This window comes from Cyanobium sp. NIES-981 (assembly GCF_900088535.1).
Lineage (GTDB): Bacteria > Cyanobacteriota > Cyanobacteriia > PCC-6307 > Cyanobiaceae > NIES-981.
This window is the reverse complement of record NZ_LT578417.1, coordinates 460,710-473,881: the sequence shown is the minus strand read 5'-3', so window position 1 is coordinate 473,881 and position 13,172 is coordinate 460,710. Positions and strand designations below refer to the sequence as shown.

Genomic DNA, 13,172 nt, shown 5'->3' with positions numbered 1-13,172 from the left:
CGGCCTCAGGCTTCGGCGGCCAGCCGCTCGGCCCGCAGCCGGCGCCAGCGCGCGTAGAACTGGATCGAGGCGGCCATGAACACCACCAGGGCCACCACGAACCAGGTGGCCGCGCCCGTGGGGAACTGGTTCTTGAACACCACCAGCATCACCACGATCACCAGCAGCAGGGTGGGAAGTTCATTGAGGGCCCGCAGCTGGCGGCCGCTCCAGCCGCAGCGGCCTTGCTGCAGCTGCCCCATCAGGCGGTAGCAGAAGGCGTGATAGGCCAGCAGCGCCGCCACGAAGGCGAGCTTGGCGTGCATCCAGCCCTGGTGCAGCCAGGCGGGGTTCACGCTCAGCAGGCCCACGGCGCACACCACGGCCACCACCATCCCGGGGGTGGTGATGATGTTGGCCAGGCGGCGCTCCATCAGGCTGTACTGGTGCTGAAAGGCCACCTTCAGCGCCGGTTCCAGCTCCTCGGCCTCGCGGTGGTAGATGAACAGGCGCACCAGGTAGAACAGGCCCGCGAACCACACCACCACGCCCACGATGTGCAGCGTCTTGAACCACAGATAGGCCTCGGCAGGCCAGCTGAAGGCGAACACCGTGTTCAGGCGGGGGGCCACAGGCTAGAAGCCCAACGGGGATGGGCTGCCCCGGCCAGGATGGACGACCACGATGGACCGGGATGACAGCAGGCGACGCCCCACAACCCGCCCCGCTGCTGGTCTTCGACGGAGGCTGCGTGTTCTGCCGTCAGTTCGCCCTTCTCAGTGAACTGAAGGGCGGCATCCCCGATCTGGAGATCCGCGATGGCCGGGCCGACACGGAGCTGAGACGGGCGCTGGCGGCGCGGGGCTACCACCTGCGCGATGGCGCCATGGTGGTGCAGGGGAACCGGGTGTGGCACGGCGCAGACGCCATCGCCTGGATCAGCGCCCGCATGCAGCCCAGTGCAGCCCTGCTGCGGGTGCTGAAGGCGCTGATGGCGGAGCGCAGGCGGGCGGAGCAGCTCTACCCCCTCCTGCTGCTGGCGCGGCGGGCGGCCCTGGCCTGGCGGCGGCTCCCGGTCGACCCGGATCAGGCCTCCTGCTGAGCACGGAGACTGGCCCGGGCCGCCTCCACCGCAGTGACCACGGCCAGCAGCAGGAACCCCGCCAGGCCGATCAGCTGCTGGCGCTGCAGCTGATCGGGCAGGAGGGTGGGATCCCCGTCCTGACCCTGGAGGATGCCCAGGGCGAACCAGAGCGTGGCCAGCGCCGAGGTGATCCAGTAGGCCCTCCAGCGGCGCTGGTAGATGTAGCCGGTGCCCAGGCCCGGCACCACGTTCAGAAGGGCCGCCAGCCAGGCGCTGCCGCTGGCCACGACCTGCCGCTTGCTGAGGGGATCCATGGCACGGGAAGGCAGTGGACCCATGCCTAGCGCAGGCGGGGCTTCTCTAGGGTTCGCCGTGCAGCGCAGCCAGCCATGAAGCCGACATCCGCCCCCAGCCCCAGCCAAGGCGCCGGCAGCTCCGGCGACGGCTATCTGTACGAGCCCGTGGAGCGCTTCGGTGAAGGCCTCTCCAGCGAGCGGCCCTGGAACACGGCCGCCCTCGCGGCGGTGGAGCGCCTCAACGGCCGGGCGGCCATGCTCGGTTTCCTGGCCGCGGTGGTGGGTGAGGAACTCACCGGGAAGGGGATCCTGGGGCAGCTCGCCGCCATGGTGGGCTGGCTCCTGGGCTGAAAGCCGCCGGGGGGCTGTGCACGGGGCAGGAGTGCAAGGGGCAGCGCCCAGGGGCAGCGTTCAGGGCAGGAAGCCGAGATCCTCGAGCTGGGGCACCAGCCAGCCCGGGATGCCGTCCTGATCCCAGCGCCAGAAATCTCCGCGGCCCAGATACACCGCCTCACCGGCACGGTAGGCCTGGGCAATCAGGGCAAGATCCAGGGCCTGAAGCGCATCTTCCCGGCTGACGCGCCGCAGCCGATCGGCCGCGGCGCCCTCGGTCTGGCGTCGGCGACCCAACCGGAAACGAACCAGGCCAGCTGCCACGATTCCCGTCATCGCGTCACCCGCACCGGAACAAGCCCCGAAGACGCACGAGCGTAGGGGGTAAAGTCGTGGGAGGGTCAGCGGAACGGGCCGTTGTACACCACCCGCTCCACATCCCGGCCGTCGGGAGAGATGCGCAGTTCGGTTTCCTGGCTGGGCTGCTCATCCCGCTCCTCCCAGCCGGGGGGGCCTCCGGCGAAACGGAACAGGAAGCCATCGTCGTCCTGGCGGAGCAGACAGGGGTTGGTGGGCGCCGCCGTGGCGAACATGCACTGGGCTGGGCGGTAGCGCTGCAGGCCACCGTTGAGCCTGACGGCGTAGGTGCGGGCCACGTTGATGGCGCGCACGGCTTCGATCGGCACCCGGTCCTGGGCCTGCACCGGCGCCAGGCCCGCTCCGGAGTACAGGACGGTGAGGCCCAGAGAGCCGATGACAACCCCGGGCAGAAGGCGGCGGCGGAGCAGCGGAGCTCTGCGGGGGAAGGCCCTGGAGACCAGGGCCTGGAGGGATGGGGCGATGGAGGCCATGGCGTTCGGAGAATCACGTGCTGCTCTCCTGCCCTAGCGCCGGAGTGCGGCCTCGGCCGCCCTAGCGCTGGAAGCGGCGGTCGGTTTCCAGCCAGCGCTCGAAGGCCGCCAGGGCTTCGACGGTGGCCCAGAGCGAAAGACCGACCACAACGACACCGCCCACCGCCAGCACGGAGGCCAGCACCAGGGGGATGGCGGCCATCAGCACCAGCGGGATCACCACCAGGGCTCCGACGGCAGCCAGCCCCAGAACGGGAGCCACCAGGGCCGAGGGCGGGCCCTGGCGCTGCAGGCCGGCGCGGTGGAGGGGGTCGGAGCTTGCCATGGCGCGGCCGGACGGGCGGAGGCCACCATTCTGGGCCCGGAGACCTGGGGTTCCGTAGCCGGGGAACCGAACCCTGGCAGGGGCGGCCCAACGGGGCCACCACTGGAACGGGTGCGTGGCCCTCCCGGGTGTTCTGTGGTCCCACCGCAGCTTCTGGGCCGTCCTGCGGATGCCCATGGGGCAGCGGACCACCGGTTCAGGGCCGAGCGGGCCGGGTCGCGTTCTGGTGGCTGGCTTCCTGACGGCTTGGCTGGTGGGCTGGGGCGCCGGAGAGAGCTCCGCCCTGTGGGTGTTGTGGAGGGCCCTGCACGGCGGGGAGGGGCCGCAGGCCCTGGTGATGGCCGTGGTGGTGTGGACGAGCCTGTGGACCCTGGGCGGTGTCCTGGCGGCGGCGATGCTGCTGCGCTGCCTGGGGGCCGAGGATCGGCTGGAACGGCAGGGGGAGCACCAGCTGGTGGTGCGGCGCTGGATCCCACCGGATCCCCCGGGCCATCGGGACTAGGCTTTCCTGAGCGCAACGGCCCGTGGCGGAAGGAGCCCGTGGCGTGAACGGAGGCTGCAGCGTGAAGCAGGTTGGACTGGCCCTCGGCAGCGGTGGTGCCCGGGGTTGGGCTCACATCGGCGTGATCCGAGCCCTGCAGGAGGAGGGCATCGGGATCAGCGGCATCGCCGGCGCCAGCATCGGCGCCCTTGTGGGGGCGATCCACTGCGCGGGGGAACTGGACGATCTTGAGGATTTCGTGCGGGATCTGTGCTGGCGCGACCTGCTCACCTACTTCGACATGGTGTTCCCCAGCAGCGGCCTGCTCGACGGCAACCGCGTGTACGAGCTGCTGTCGGAGCACATGCAGGCGATGCGGATCGAGGACGCGGCGATCCCGTTCTGCTGCGTGGCCACCGACCTCATCCGCGGCGAGGAGGTGCAGCTGCGCTCCGGCTGCATGGTGGATGCGGTGCGGGCCAGCATCGCGGTGCCGGGCATCTTCACCCCGTTCTGCGATGGGGACCGCTTCCTGGGGGATGGCGGCATCGTCAATCCGGTGCCGGTGGACGTGGCCCGCGATCTCGGGGCCGAGCTGGTGCTTGCGGTGAACCTGAACCGCAGGCGCGTAAGCGGCGGGCGGGCGGAATCGGCCCAGCCCTCCGCGGTGGGCCAGGCCAACAGCCAGGAGGCGATGGAACCGGTGCGGAGTGCAGAGGCCAGCCACCGGCGCGAGACCTTTCTGCGCCGGCTGCAGCAGCGTTTCGAGAGCCTCCAGGACACCCTCAACGACAAGGTGGACCAGTGGCTTGACGCGGAGGACCCCGCTCCGAACATCTTCGAGGTGATCGGCACGTCGCTCAACGTGATGGAGCAGCAGGTGACCCGTGGTCGACTGCAGGTGCACGTGCCCGATCTGCTGGTGGAGCCGCCCCTGCAGGACGTCGCCATCTTTGATTTCCATCAGGCCGGCCGGATCATCGAGCTGGGGCACCGGGCGATGCGGGACCAGCTGCCGGCGCTGCGGGAGCTGCTCTGATGGATCTGCCAGCCCTGGACAGGGTGCCGCTGCTGCGGGATCTGCAGCAGTGTCTGCAGGTGTGGTCAGGGCGCCGCAGCCAGGCGGGGTTCAGCGAAGACCCGCTGGAGCCGCTGCCCCCAGGACAGATCGAGGCGCTGCGGCGGCGGGTGGGCGAGCTGGAGGTGCCCGCGCCGCTGGAGAGTGGTGTGGGGGCGGCCCTGCGGGAGGCGGTGCAGGCCTGGCGCGCCGACCCCCAGGCCCCGAACGTGCTGATCGTTCTCAGCCGCCCGGTGGAGCCCATGGACCCGGTGATCGAGGCGGTGCTGGCCGACTGGCAGGACGGCGAGATCCCCTGCCGCACCCTCCTGCCCTGCCGCCGCCGGCCGGCCGACCCGGCGGCGGTGCCACGCATGCTCACCGGTGCGCTCGAGATGCCGCCGCTGGGATCGGCGGCGTCGACGGAACCGCGGCTGCTGAGCCTGCCCAACCTCGACCAGTGCTTCCTGCGCTGCATCGACGGCTGGAGCGGCATCGAGCGGCTGCGGCAGGTGATCCTGGAGCAGCGCGAGCGCTTCTGGCTGCTGGGCTGCAACCGCTGGGCCTGGAAATTCCTCGACCATGTGAGCCAGTTCAGCTCCTACTTCCCCGACGCCACCCCCCTGCCGCCCCTGGATGGCGAGGCCCTGCGGCAGTGGCTGGCGCCGCTGGTGAAGGACCTGGGGCTGGACTCCCCTGAAGCGGAAGGCCAGCCAGACCCCCCCAGCGACGCCGACGGCCCGGGGGGTGACGGGGGCGGCAACGGCGAAGCCGAAAGGGCGGATCACTGGGACCTGCTGGCGGATCTGGCAGGGGGCAGCCACCGGATCGGTGCCGAGCTCTGGCTGGCCAGCCTGCGCCGCAGGCCGACCAAGGAAGGGACCGGGGAGGGGCCGGGGGAGCTGGTGGCCACCCGGCCGTTTCTGCCGGAGCTGCCGGCCCTCACCGATGAAGACCGCTACCTCCTGCACAGCCTGCTGATCCACGGCTCCCAGCGCCGCAGCCACCTGGCCTATGGCCTGGGGATGCCCAGTCACCGGCTCCAACCCCGCATCCAGTGGCTCCTGGCCGAGGGCGTGCTTCAGGACACGGCGGGGGAGCTGGGGGTGCGGGCCTGCCATTACCCGAGCGTGCTGCGGCAGCTGGCAGACAACAACTTCTTCACCGGCGAGATCTGAGCGATGCGGCCCCCAACCCCTTGTCACAGGCTGGGCCCCGGGGCGGTGCCGCCCGCGGGCGTGCTGGCCGCTCTGGCGGCGCTGGCTGCGCTGATCCCCCTGCTGCTGGCCCCGGCGGCCCGGGCCGAATCGGCGCAGCAGCGCATCCTGGCCGAGGTCACCCTCTCCAAGGCGATCAGCGCGGCCTTCGCGGTGCTGCTGGCCTACGGCGCCGTGTTCCTGATCGAGCGGCTCACCGTGTGGCTGTCGGAGCAGGTGGCCCGCCGCTACCGGCTGCTGATCAAGCAGTCGGTGCCCTTCCTGAAGGGGCTGGTGCTGATCGCCACGGTGTCCTACCTGCTCGACCAGTTCCTCAACCTCACCCAGAACAATCTGCTGGCCGTCACCGGCACCCTGGCGGTGGCCCTGGGCTTCGCGTTCAAGGACTACGTGAGCTCGATCATCGCCGGGGTGGTCTCCCTGTTCGAGGCCTCCTACCGGGTGGGTGACCGGGTGAGCATCGGCCAGCACTACGGCGAGGTGGTGGGCTACGGCCTGCGCAGCCTGCAGCTGGTGACCCCGGACGACAACACGATCACCATTCCCCACAACCTGGTGTGGACGGATCCGATCGCCAATGCGAACAGCGGCAAGCTCGAGGCCCAGGTGTCCACGGATGTGTACTTCGACCACCGGGTGGATGTGGACCTGGTGGTGGACATCCTCTACCAAGCGGCCTACAGCAGCCAGTACACCCAGCTGCGGCTGCCGGTGCAGGTGGTGATGGAGGAACACCCGTGGGGCACGCAGTTCAAGCTGCGCTCCTATCCGATGGATGCCCGCGACGAATTCACCTACCGCACCGATCTGCTGATGCGGGCCAAGCGGGCCTTCGCCCAGCATGGCCTCTCCTACCCCAACACGGCCCTGTCGCTGCTCGATCAGCAGGGGGAAGGCAAGGGCTGAAGCGGCAGCTTATGCAGCGGCAACGCCTCACCCCGGCTAGGCCGAGAGGCCATGGCGGAGGCGCCGCTCCAGCTGGGTGAGGCGATGGCGGTTCTCCTCCGTGGGCTCCCGGCTGTAGCGATGGCGGAAGTCCTGCAGCATGGCCGCCATGCTGGCGGGCAGCAGCGGATGGTCATCCTCCGGCTCCAAGCCAAGCCGCAGGCTCGCGGCTGTGAGGGTTTCCAGCAGGAGCGGCTCCTGGTCGGAGGGGCCGTAGATCAGCACCTCTGCGCCGGGCGGGGCCAGGAAGGTGAGCAGTTCGAACGGAAAGATCACCCGTTCCAGCACCACCCCCTCCTCCACGCTGCAGCACAGAATCACCAGGTGGGAGCGCTCGTTCCGGTAGCCGCAGTCGAGCATGACCAGAATCCTCCGCTGGGGTTCCACTCTTGGGGAGGGAACCCCGGCAGAACAGTCGCGCCCGCCACCGAACCGGTGGGATTAGGTAGGTACACCCAGCCGGGCCCCACAGCCCTGGTTCAGATCCCTTCCCAGATCACCGCGATCCAGCGGTCGGCCTTGAACAGGCCCTGGCCCCAGCGCTCCTCCAGATCGGCCAGGGGGGCCGCCGCCACCACGGCCTCCACGCTCAAACCCTGCTGCTTCAGGGCCGAGAGCCGCTGCTGAGCCGTGGCCAGCATGGTGCGGAAGGCCTGCAGCTCGGCCTTGCTGCCCACAGGGCCATGGCCCGGGATGATGCGGGTGTCGTCGGCCGCCAGCTCGAGCACCTGGTCCACCCCGGCGATCGCGCCGGCCAGGGTGCCGCCGTTGGGGATGTCGATGAAGGGATACATGCCGTTGAACCACACATCACCGGTGTGGATCACGTTCGCCTGGCGGAACTGCACCACCACGTCGCCATCGGTGTGGGCGGAGGGGAGGTGGCGCAAGGCGATCGTCTCGCCGTTGAACTGGAGCTGGAGGGAGCTGTCGAAGCCGATCACCGGCAGCGCCTCGGGCGGTGCCGGCGGCGTCACCAGGGTGAAGGCCGGGATGGTGGAACCCTCGGCCAGCCGGCGCCGCACGCTGGTGTGGGCCACGATCCGGGCGCCGCTGCGGGCAAAGCCGGCATTGCCGTCGGTGTGGTCGAAGTGGAAGTGGGTGTTGATCAGCCAGGCCGGATCGCCGCCCCCCAGGGCCTTCACCGCCCCGCGGACCGGCGTGGCCAGGCGGGCAAATTTGCTGTCCACCAGCAGGGTGCCCTCCGGGCCGGTGAACACGGCGATGTTGCCCCCCTCACCGCCGATCACGGACACCCCCCCCTGCACGGGGGAGGCCAGGAGCGGGGTGGGGGCCTCAGGCGGCGGGGCCGTGCTGCCGGGCAGCTGGCCCAGCAGGCCCACGGCCACGGCCACCACCAGGGCCAGCAGCAGACGGGGAATGACGGCCGAGATCTGGAGATGGGGGAGCGGGGACGGCAGACGGCCGGTGGAGCCACCGGTGAAGCGGTGGGGCAAGGATCTCGGCGCGGGTGCGCCCATTCTCACCACCGGCCGGTGCCGGAACTCAGGCGGCAGCGCGCCCGGTGAGCGCGTGCCACTGCTGCTGCAGCGCGGCCGGCAGCCGCCGGGGCCGGTAATCCCGCCCATCACTGGGGCCATGGCGAACCACCGCATTCACCAGCAGGGCCGGGGTGCGGCCACGGTTGATGGCGCCGTGGGGCACCCCCGGCGGAATGCGCACCCAGGCGGCCTCGTCCTCCCGCAGGGGGATGGAGCGGAGGCGGCCGTCCTGCACCACCACCAGGTCGATGCTGCCGCGCAGCACCATCAGCTGATCGGTCTGGCGGCGGTGACAGAAGAGTTCGCCGCCGGAGCAGGGGCTGATCTCGGCGATCAGGGTTTCGTCACAGGGCTGGGGGTCGGAGAAGTAGGCGTGGCCGGAGTGACTGCCGGCGAACGGCAGGATCTCCACCTGGCGGGAAAGGCCCATGGGAGTGGAATGCGCTGGAAACTCAGTGCGTGAAGTTTCACAACCATCCGACAGGTTCAGGCGTAGCCCCTGGTACCGGATCCACTCGCCAGTGGGCCACGGTCACGGTTCCCGCACGCGCGCGCCAGCCCCGGGTGAACGGGGGCTGGCGCGGTGGGGCATTTCAGTTCAGGTCGGCGTGCAGCAGGTCCATCACGGAATGCACCGGGATCGTCACCGCATCCCCGAGGTCCAGCGTGGCGGCCAGGTTGCTGAGGATGTTGCGCTCATCGTCCTCGAGCGGACCGTCCGAACGCATGATCTCGGCCGCCACCGCATAGGCCGTGGCCCGTTGGTTGGGGCTCAGGGCCTCGGCGGCCATCACCATCAGGTGCTGGGGCCCCTGGCGCCGCAGGATCGCCATCAGCCCGTCCAGCAGGGCCACGGTCTGCTCGGGGGCGTAATCGCGGTAGGGATGCCGGTAGTCGAGCGAGTGGCGCAGGGCCCTTGAGCCCGCCATGGTCAGCACGCCGTCCCAGGACACGGCGGAGAGGGCCACCGCCACGAAGGCGCGGGCCGGATCGAGGGGCTCATCGTTACCCAGCCGGGCTGGCGAGGAGAGGGTGGAGGTCATGAACGCAGGTCCGTAGGGCAGGCCACAGGGGGGCCGTGGTTGGTTCCACCCAACGTCCGTGGCTTCCGCCCTGGCGGTAGCGAGCACGACCGTTGGCGCGAAATAGCGAGGAATACTCACCTGGAGCCGCACCAGCCCACCCGACGTTGCCGCTGCCTCCGCCGCCGAGCTGGTGCGCGAGGGTCAGTCCAGCCAGGCCTGCTGAATCGCCTCGATCCGGCCCGAGCGGCTCAGCCGCAGCAGGCTCACGTCCAGGGGCCGCTCCAGGGCACTGCCGGTGGGGAACACAAAGCCGTAGGTCTCCTGGGCCAGGCTGAAGCGGGCCACCCGCATCGGCAGATCCGGATGGGTGCGCAGGTGGTAGCGCAGGGCCGGTGCGTCGTAGATCACCGCCTCCACCTCCCCCACGGCCAGCTGGTCCACCGCCGCCTCCAGGCTGGGCTGGGCACTGAGGCGGGCGCCGCTGCGCCGGCCCCACTTCTCGCTGGTGGTGCCGGCCACCACGGCCACCGGGCGCCGGCGCAGATCCTCCACGTCGCGGATGCCGCCGGCCGGCACCTGGGCCAGGGACACGGTGAAGGCCGAGGCCAGGCCGGCCGTGATCGACGAGACGGCCAGCAGGGTGATGATCATCCACACCCCGGTGATCACGCGGCCGCTGCGGGTGACCGGCGAGCGGTCGCCGTAGCCCACCGTGGTGAGGGTCACGATGGCGAACCACATGCCGTTGCCCACCCCGTGCAGGTAGGCGGGTGGAAACTGCTCCGGGTTGCGCCGCCGCTCCGCCAGCCAGATCAGGTTGCCCACCACGAACAGGGCCAGCAGCAGCACCCCCACCGAGGAGAGGGCCGCCATGCCGAAGAAGGGGCGGATGCGGGTCCAGAGACCGGCATCGCGCAGCGGCAGGAGCACGCCCACCTTGCCGAAGAAGTAGGGCTGGGTGAACTCGATGTCCCCCTGGGCCAGCCGCTCGGGCGTGATGCTGATCGGGCCGATCGCCAGGTCGAGCTCACCGCGGGCCACGCCGTCCAGGTTGGCCTGGGTGCTGGCCTGAGGGATCAGGTCGAAGGCGAACCCGTGCTCGCTGGCCACCTCCCGCCACACATCGGCGCTGATGCCGCCGATGCCGCCCGGCTGTTTCACCAGGAAGGGCTCGCTGCCGCTGATCCCCACCCGCAGCCGGGCCGCGGCGGCCATGGGAAGAAGCAGCGCCGCCAGGGCCACAGGGACCGTGCAGCGCACCAGACAGCGAAGGCTCTGCATCAGGGCTTCGGCGGCTTGCAGGGGCGACCCTAGGGGTCGCGCCGGCCCATCGAGTCCATGGCCTCGGGGTGTCCTAGGGGCGGCCTTGGAGCGGCCTAGCGGCGGCCGGAGCGCATCAGGGACACCACCAGCCACACCCCCAGCACGTTGGCGGCCACGAACAGGGCCTGGCTCACCTGGCGCAGCAGTTGCAGCTCCGACTGGGTGGCCATCACCGTGGCGCTCAGCAGCAGGGAGGCCACCAGGATCGCCAGGGCGATGCGGCGCGAGAGCACATCCAGGTTGCCCAGCAGCTGCTCCAGCCCCTGCAGCTGGAAGGTGAACACCAGCTCGTCGCCACTGAAGCGCTGCAGCAGCCCGCTCAGCTGGCGGGGGGAGTCGAGCAGCAGGGTGCGCAGATCGAGGCCGAACTGCATCACCCGCTGCTGGGGCAGCAGCAGGGCCCGCGCCATCAACCGGCTCACCAGGGGCTTCATCGCCTCGGTGAAGCTGAAGCCGGGATTGAGATCCCGGCCCACGCCCTCGAGGTTGGTGATCGCCTTCACGAACAGGCCCAGGTTGCCGGGCACCTGCAGGCCGGCGCGGTTGGCGATCTGCAGCAGATCGGCCAGGAAGCGGGCGAAGTTGAGCTCGTGCAGCGGCTTGGCGAAGTTGGAGCGGATCAGCTGATCGAGCTGGCGCCGCAGCCGGCGGCGGTCGGCCGTGGCCTTCAGGGGCGGGGCCAGCTGCACCAGCAGATCGGTGGCCCTGGCCGGATCCTCATTGATCAGGGCCAGCACCAGATCCAGCACCAGGGTGCGGGTGCGGGGATCGAAGCTGCCCACCATGCCCAGATCGAGCAGGGTGATGGTGCCGTCGGCCGCCACCATCAGGTTGCCGGGATGGGGATCCGCGTCGAAGAACCCCTCCACGAAGAACTGCTCCACGAAGGCGCCGAGCAGGTTGTTGGTGGCTCCCTCCAGACCGTCGGGACAGGCCTGGAGGGCCGCGCGGCCGGCCTCGCTGAGGATCGGGTCGCCGTCGAGCCACTCCAGCACCAGCACCGCCGGGCCCGAGAGCTCGGCGTACACCGCCGGCACCCGCAGGCTGCCGTTGCCCACGAAGCTGGAGCGGCGCAGCACCTCCGCCAGCCGCTCGGTGTGGCTGGCCTCGCTGCGGAAGTCGATCTCACCCTCGAGGGCGCCGATCAGCTGATCCGCCAGGCCGGGCAGGTCGTAGCTGGCCCCGAGGGGCGTCTGGGCGGCCAGAGCTGCGATCTGGCGCAGCAGCTGACCGTCCTCCTCCACCTGCCGGTCGATGCCGGGCCGCAGCACCTTCACCGCCACGGCCGTGGCGTCGGGCAGGGTGGCGCGGTGCACCTGGCCGATGCTGCCCGCCGCCACCGGCGTGGTGTCGAAGCGGGCGAAGACCTGGTCCAGCGGGGCGTCCAGCTGGTGCAGCAGGATCGACTCCACCGCGGGCCAGGGGGCGGGCGGCACGTCGCTCTGCAGCCGGGCCAGGGCCCGGATGTAGGCCTGGGGGAGCAGGTCGGGCCGGGTGCTGAGCAGCTGGCCCACCTTCACGAACACCGGGCCCAGCTCGGTGAGCACCCGGCAGAGCACCTCCGGCGCCGGCAGGCTGGGCTGGGCGGCGCGGGCCGTGCCGAGCTGGGCACTGAGCAGGCTCAACAGGTAATCCCACTGGTGCTGGGACACCACCCGCACGATCTCGAGGGCGCGGGAGGAGCCGCTGAGCATGCGGGGGTGGGCCGTGGGGGCCCATGCTGACGCGCCGCGGCGGGGCCGGGGCCACCAGGCCAAGCTGGGGATCACCGGGAGGCCGCCATGGGCAGCAGGGCCGAGACATCGGGAGCCGTGGCGGGCCAGGGTCTGATCCGAACGCTCAGCCGCAGGGACATCCCCCAGGTGGTGGCCTGGGCGCGGGCGGAGGGCTTCTGCCCGGGGGAGGGGGATGTGGCCATCTACCGCCACACCGACCGCCAGGGCGTGTGGGTGAAGGAGCTCAACCACCAGCTGATCGGCTGCATCGCCGGTGTGCGCTACAACGCCGAATACGGCTTCGTGGGGATGTTCCTGGTGGATCCCGCCCAGCGGGGCCGGGGCCATGGCCTGAGTCTGTGGCGGACCGCCATGGACCACCTCGCCGACCTGCCCTGCGTGGGGCTGGAGGCGGCCCTCGGGCGGGTGGAGGACTACCGCCGCTGGGGATTCGAGCCGGCCTCCCCCACCCAGCGCTGGCAGCTGGTGGCCAGCGGCGAGGAGCTGGCGGGGCCAGGGCGGGACGGACTGGAGCTGGTGCAGGGGGAGCAGCTGCCGCAGCGGGCGGTGCAGGCCTACGACGCCCAGCGGGAGCCGAGCCCGCGCCCCCACTTCCTGGCCGACTGGCTGGGCCATCCGGCCGGCACGGTGCTGGCCCTGATCGATGCTGGCGGCCAGTGCCATGGCTTCGGCCGCATCCGCCCCTGCCTGCTGCGCCGCGGCAGCGGCTGGCGGATCGGTCCGCTGCTGGCCGACGACCCCGCGCTGGCCGAACGGCTGCTGCGGGGGATGCTGGCCCGCCATCCCGGCGTGGTGCTGATCGATGTGCCCGGCGCCAACCGCGGGGGCGACGGGCTGATGGAGCGCCTGGGGTTCCACCGCACCGACACGATGCTGCGGATGTACCGCGGCCGCCCTCCCGCGGTGGGACTGGACGAGGTGTTCGGCCTGGCCTGCCTGGAGCTGGGCTGAGGGCCGCCTGGCGGGGGGCAGTGATGGGAATGGGGGATGGGGTAACGATCCCCCTGCGGGGGAGTGC

Annotated in this window: 18 protein-coding genes; 7 read left to right on the top strand and 11 right to left on the bottom strand. The window is 71.0% G+C overall.

Annotated elements, in window-relative coordinates; genetic code table 11:
- Window positions 1-5 precede the first annotated feature (5 nt).
- Entirely contained in the window at window positions 6-611 is a 606-nt protein-coding gene (gene hemJ / locus CBM981_RS02475; protein ID WP_225867489.1) for a protoporphyrinogen oxidase HemJ, read from the bottom strand.
- A gap of 62 nt (window positions 612-673) precedes the next feature.
- Between hemJ and CBM981_RS02470 the strand changes: the two genes are divergently transcribed.
- Window positions 674-1,081: a DCC1-like thiol-disulfide oxidoreductase family protein gene (locus tag CBM981_RS02470; RefSeq protein WP_087067118.1), complete on the top strand. Its 408-nt coding sequence runs from the start codon at window positions 674-676 to the stop codon at window positions 1,079-1,081.
- On the opposite strand, the gene CBM981_RS02465 is transcribed toward CBM981_RS02470, so the two are convergent.
- Complete coding sequence (locus tag CBM981_RS02465) at window positions 1,066-1,377, bottom strand: hypothetical protein (RefSeq protein WP_087067117.1); 312 nt, start codon at window positions 1,375-1,377, stop codon at window positions 1,066-1,068. The two genes, CBM981_RS02470 and CBM981_RS02465, sit on opposite strands and share 16 nt — an antisense overlap.
- A 75-nt stretch (window positions 1,378-1,452) precedes the next feature.
- Between CBM981_RS02465 and CBM981_RS02460 the strand changes: the two genes are divergently transcribed.
- Entirely contained in the window at window positions 1,453-1,710 is a 258-nt protein-coding gene (locus CBM981_RS02460; RefSeq protein ID WP_087067116.1) for a chlorophyll a/b-binding protein, read from the top strand.
- Window positions 1,711-1,770: 60 nt separating this feature from the next.
- Here CBM981_RS02460 and CBM981_RS02455 read toward each other — a convergent pair whose 3' ends face one another.
- The 3 genes from CBM981_RS02455 to CBM981_RS02445 form a co-directional block, all read right to left on the bottom strand.
- Complete coding sequence (locus CBM981_RS02455; protein ID WP_225867488.1) at window positions 1,771-2,028, bottom strand: hypothetical protein; 258 nt, start codon at window positions 2,026-2,028, stop codon at window positions 1,771-1,773.
- Between the two features lie 65 nt (window positions 2,029-2,093).
- Window positions 2,094-2,543: a hypothetical protein gene (locus CBM981_RS02450; protein WP_172820796.1), complete on the bottom strand. Its 450-nt coding sequence runs from the start codon at window positions 2,541-2,543 to the stop codon at window positions 2,094-2,096.
- A gap of 61 nt (window positions 2,544-2,604) precedes the next feature.
- Window positions 2,605-2,868 (bottom strand): Glypican, encoded by a 264-nt coding sequence (locus tag CBM981_RS02445; protein WP_225867487.1) that lies wholly within the window; start codon window positions 2,866-2,868, stop codon window positions 2,605-2,607.
- A gap of 226 nt (window positions 2,869-3,094) precedes the next feature.
- On the opposite strand from CBM981_RS02445, the gene CBM981_RS02440 reads away from it, so the two are divergent.
- The 4 genes from CBM981_RS02440 to CBM981_RS02425 all read left to right on the top strand — a co-directional run bounded on the left by CBM981_RS02440 (window position 3,095) and on the right by CBM981_RS02425 (window position 6,529).
- Window positions 3,095-3,370, top strand: coding sequence for a hypothetical protein (locus CBM981_RS02440; RefSeq protein ID WP_157665309.1), 276 nt, complete (start codon window positions 3,095-3,097; stop codon window positions 3,368-3,370).
- 61 nt (window positions 3,371-3,431) lie between these two features.
- The gene (locus CBM981_RS02435; protein WP_087069127.1) at window positions 3,432-4,388 is read left to right on the top strand and encodes a patatin family protein; all 957 of its coding nucleotides are present in this window, start codon (window positions 3,432-3,434) and stop codon (window positions 4,386-4,388) included.
- Entirely contained in the window at window positions 4,388-5,584 is a 1,197-nt protein-coding gene (locus CBM981_RS02430) for a hypothetical protein (protein ID WP_087067114.1), read from the top strand. The genes CBM981_RS02435 and CBM981_RS02430 overlap by 1 nt, the downstream gene beginning before the upstream one ends.
- A gap of 3 nt (window positions 5,585-5,587) precedes the next feature.
- Window positions 5,588-6,529, top strand: coding sequence for a mechanosensitive ion channel family protein (locus CBM981_RS02425; RefSeq protein WP_087067113.1), 942 nt, complete (start codon window positions 5,588-5,590; stop codon window positions 6,527-6,529).
- Window positions 6,530-6,565: 36 nt separating this feature from the next.
- Here the strand turns inward: CBM981_RS02425 and CBM981_RS02420 are convergent, their stop codons facing one another.
- The 6 genes from CBM981_RS02420 to CBM981_RS02395 all read right to left on the bottom strand — a co-directional run bounded on the left by CBM981_RS02420 (window position 6,566) and on the right by CBM981_RS02395 (window position 12,112).
- Window positions 6,566-6,928, bottom strand: coding sequence for a DUF1830 domain-containing protein (locus CBM981_RS02420; RefSeq protein ID WP_087067112.1), 363 nt, complete (start codon window positions 6,926-6,928; stop codon window positions 6,566-6,568).
- A gap of 119 nt (window positions 6,929-7,047) precedes the next feature.
- Window positions 7,048-8,025: an MBL fold metallo-hydrolase gene (locus CBM981_RS02415; RefSeq protein WP_225867486.1), complete on the bottom strand. Its 978-nt coding sequence runs from the start codon at window positions 8,023-8,025 to the stop codon at window positions 7,048-7,050.
- Window positions 8,026-8,074: 49 nt separating this feature from the next.
- The gene (locus tag CBM981_RS02410) at window positions 8,075-8,500 is read right to left on the bottom strand and encodes a cupin domain-containing protein (protein ID WP_087067110.1); all 426 of its coding nucleotides are present in this window, start codon (window positions 8,498-8,500) and stop codon (window positions 8,075-8,077) included.
- A gap of 163 nt (window positions 8,501-8,663) precedes the next feature.
- Window positions 8,664-9,113: a tellurite resistance TerB family protein gene (locus CBM981_RS02405; RefSeq protein ID WP_087067109.1), complete on the bottom strand. Its 450-nt coding sequence runs from the start codon at window positions 9,111-9,113 to the stop codon at window positions 8,664-8,666.
- Between the two features lie 183 nt (window positions 9,114-9,296).
- Window positions 9,297-10,376 carry a transporter substrate-binding domain-containing protein gene (locus CBM981_RS02400; protein ID WP_225867485.1) on the bottom strand — a complete coding sequence of 360 codons (1,080 nt, stop codon included), beginning with the start codon at window positions 10,374-10,376 and terminating at the stop codon, window positions 9,297-9,299.
- Between the two features lie 95 nt (window positions 10,377-10,471).
- Complete coding sequence (locus tag CBM981_RS02395) at window positions 10,472-12,112, bottom strand: AarF/ABC1/UbiB kinase family protein (protein WP_087067108.1); 1,641 nt, start codon at window positions 12,110-12,112, stop codon at window positions 10,472-10,474.
- Window positions 12,113-12,199: 87 nt separating this feature from the next.
- Here CBM981_RS02395 and CBM981_RS02390 point away from each other — a divergent pair, with 87 nt between their 5' ends.
- Window positions 12,200-13,105 (top strand): GNAT family N-acetyltransferase, encoded by a 906-nt coding sequence (locus tag CBM981_RS02390; protein ID WP_087067107.1) that lies wholly within the window; start codon window positions 12,200-12,202, stop codon window positions 13,103-13,105.
- Window positions 13,106-13,172 lie beyond the last annotated feature (67 nt).